The sequence below is a fragment of the Actinosynnema sp. NPDC023658 genome, assembly GCF_040639995.1.
Taxonomy (GTDB): Bacteria; Actinomycetota; Actinomycetes; order Mycobacteriales; family Pseudonocardiaceae; genus Actinosynnema.
Map to the genome: position 1 here is coordinate 1 of NZ_JBFAAX010000880.1, position 2,282 is coordinate 2,282.

2 protein-coding genes and 1 pseudogene are annotated in these 2,282 nt (G+C 74.2%); 2 read left to right on the forward strand and 1 reads right to left on the reverse strand.

All coding sequences use genetic code 11. The features are described from left to right. Together AB0G02_RS35920 and AB0G02_RS35925 are read left to right on the forward strand one after the other, a co-directional pair. A partial coding sequence (locus tag AB0G02_RS35920) for a hypothetical protein (RefSeq protein WP_360803639.1) occupies positions 1-267 on the forward strand: 267 nt, incomplete at its 5' end. After that, positions 264-1,172 carry a bifunctional methylenetetrahydrofolate dehydrogenase/methenyltetrahydrofolate cyclohydrolase gene (locus AB0G02_RS35925; RefSeq protein ID WP_360803642.1) on the forward strand — a complete coding sequence of 303 codons (909 nt, stop codon included), beginning with the start codon at positions 264-266 and terminating at the stop codon, positions 1,170-1,172. The genes AB0G02_RS35920 and AB0G02_RS35925, both read left to right, overlap by 4 nt. A 40-nt stretch (positions 1,173-1,212) precedes the next feature. On the opposite strand, the pseudogene AB0G02_RS35930 reads toward AB0G02_RS35925, so the two are convergent. Beyond that, positions 1,213-2,282, reverse strand: a pseudogene (locus AB0G02_RS35930) (hypothetical protein); the annotation flags it as partial.

A 2,282-nucleotide genomic window follows, 5' to 3' on the forward strand; every position in this document is an offset into this window, starting at 1 on the left:
GGGCCGGGGGCGGGCGGCGGCGACGCGGTGCGAGCCCTGGACTGGGCGTTCTCGGTGCTGCCCGTCGTCGCGGGCGGCGTGGTGAGCGACGTCCGGGCCGGCGCCGACCTGCTGCTCGGGTCGGTCCTGGCCACCCTGCGCGGAGCCGAGGCCAACGTGGCGCTGATGGGCGACGACGACCCGACGGCGCAAGCGCTCACCGCACGACTGCAAGCCGCACGACGCGCCGCCACCGCCGCGCACACCCGCATCGAGGAGCACCGATGACCGCCCGCACCATCGACCCGGCCGAGCTGGCCGAGTCCATCCGCGCCGAGATCCGCGCCGACCTCGCGGCGATCCCGGAACGCCTCACCGTCGTCGGCTTCCTGGTCGACGGCGACCGGCCGGCGCGCACCTACGCCGAGTACACCCGCCGCGCGTGCGCCGAGGTCGGCATCGACTTCGACCTGCGCACCCCGCGGCCGGACGACATCGAGACCGCCGTCCGCGACGCGAGCGCCGACGACGGCGTGCACGGCGTGTTCGTCTACTACCCGGTCCGCGACCCCGAACGCGACCGCTGGCTGCGCGAGCTCGTCGACCCGCGCAAGGACGTCGAGGGCCTGCACTCGTTCTGGAGCCGGTGCTTGTACGAGAACCGGCGCTTCATCGACGACGCGGGCCTCCGACGCGCCGTGCTGCCCTGCACGCCGCTGGCCGTGATGAAGCTGCTGGGAGAGGCGGGCGCGTTCCGCGGCGAGGGCGACACGCCGTTGGCGTCGGTGAAGGCCTGCGTCTTCAACCGCAGCGAGATCGTCGGCCGCCCCCTCGCCGCGATGCTGGCCAACGACGGCGCGGAGGTCACGTCGTTCGACGTCTCCGGCTCGCTCGCCTTCCGCCATGCGGCGGGCATCCAGGGGCACCACGTCGACACCGCGGAGGTCGACCGCGCCACCGCCCTGGCCGAAGCGGACGTCGTGGTGACCGGCGTGCCGTCACGGGACTTCCCGCTGGTGCGCGCGGACGAGATCAAGCCCGGCGCGGTGTGCCTGAACTTCTCCACGATGAAGAACTTCGCCGACGACGTCGTCGAGCGCGCGTCGGTCTTCGTCCCCCGGGTCGGCTCGATGACCGTGACCATGGCCATGCGCAACGCCGTCCGGCTGTACCGCAACGCCCGGATGAGCTGACCCGGGCCCCGGACGACGTGCGCCCGGGGCCCGGCGCGGGTCAGCGGACCAGGGTCGTCGTGACCGGGGTCCAGCGGGCCGCCTTCTCGGTGCCGTCGGCCGTGGTGCTCTGGCCGACCACGACGCCGTGGTCGTTGATCGCGACCGGCATGCTGTACGAGCCGCCGAGCGAGTCCAGGTAGGTGACCTCGCCCGCGTGCCAGAGGAAGACGCGGGTCACCGACCGGTCCGGCGTCGAGGTGTAGCCGACGACGTCGCCCCGCTCGTTGATCGCGATCGCCTCGGACGGCGCGGGCACGTCCAGGTCGACCTGCTTGCCGCCGGCCGGCCACAGCACCGCGCGGGGGGTGCCGTCGTCCAGCACCCAGCCGACCGCGTCACCGCGCTCGTTGAGGGACTGCTTGCCGTGCGCGAGCCGACCGGTCTCGGACAGCACGCCCAGCTCGTCGTCCTCCCAGCGCAGCGCCACCATGCCCCGGTTGGCGACCACGACACCCGCCCCGTTGACCGCCTCCACGCCGTACGGGCCGTAGCCCGGTCCGGGCGCGAGCTCGGTGCACGTGCCCCCGTCGCAGCGGACGCCGGCGAACTCCTGGCCGGCGAACGAGGCGTAGCCCCCGGCCACGACGCCGGCGTCGTTGATCGCGGACATCCCCACGTAGTCCCCGGCCACCGGGAGCGTCACGTGCTGCGCGCCGTCCCACACGGCGGCGCGCTGCTGCGCGCTGGTGGACGCGGACATCGAGTAGGACATCGGCACGGCGCCGCTGTCGTTGATCACCTGCGCCAACGCCCACGCCGCGCCCGGCGGCGTGATGGGCTGCCGCTCACCACCCGACCAGGTCCACATCCGGGTCGAGTTCTGCACGCCGGCGCTCTCCAGCCCGAGCACCCGGCCGCTCTGGTTGATCGCCCCAGCCAGGCCGGGACCGAGGTCGGCCACGCCACCGCGCGGCGACCACAGCACGGCGTGCACCACGCCGTCGCCCTGCGCGCTGCCGACGACCTGGCCGAGGTCGTTGACGTCGGTGGGGTAGTGGCGGGGGAAGCCGTTCAGGCCGGGCAGTTCCGCGACGACGTAGGACGCGGTCGCGGGGCCGGCGAGCGCCG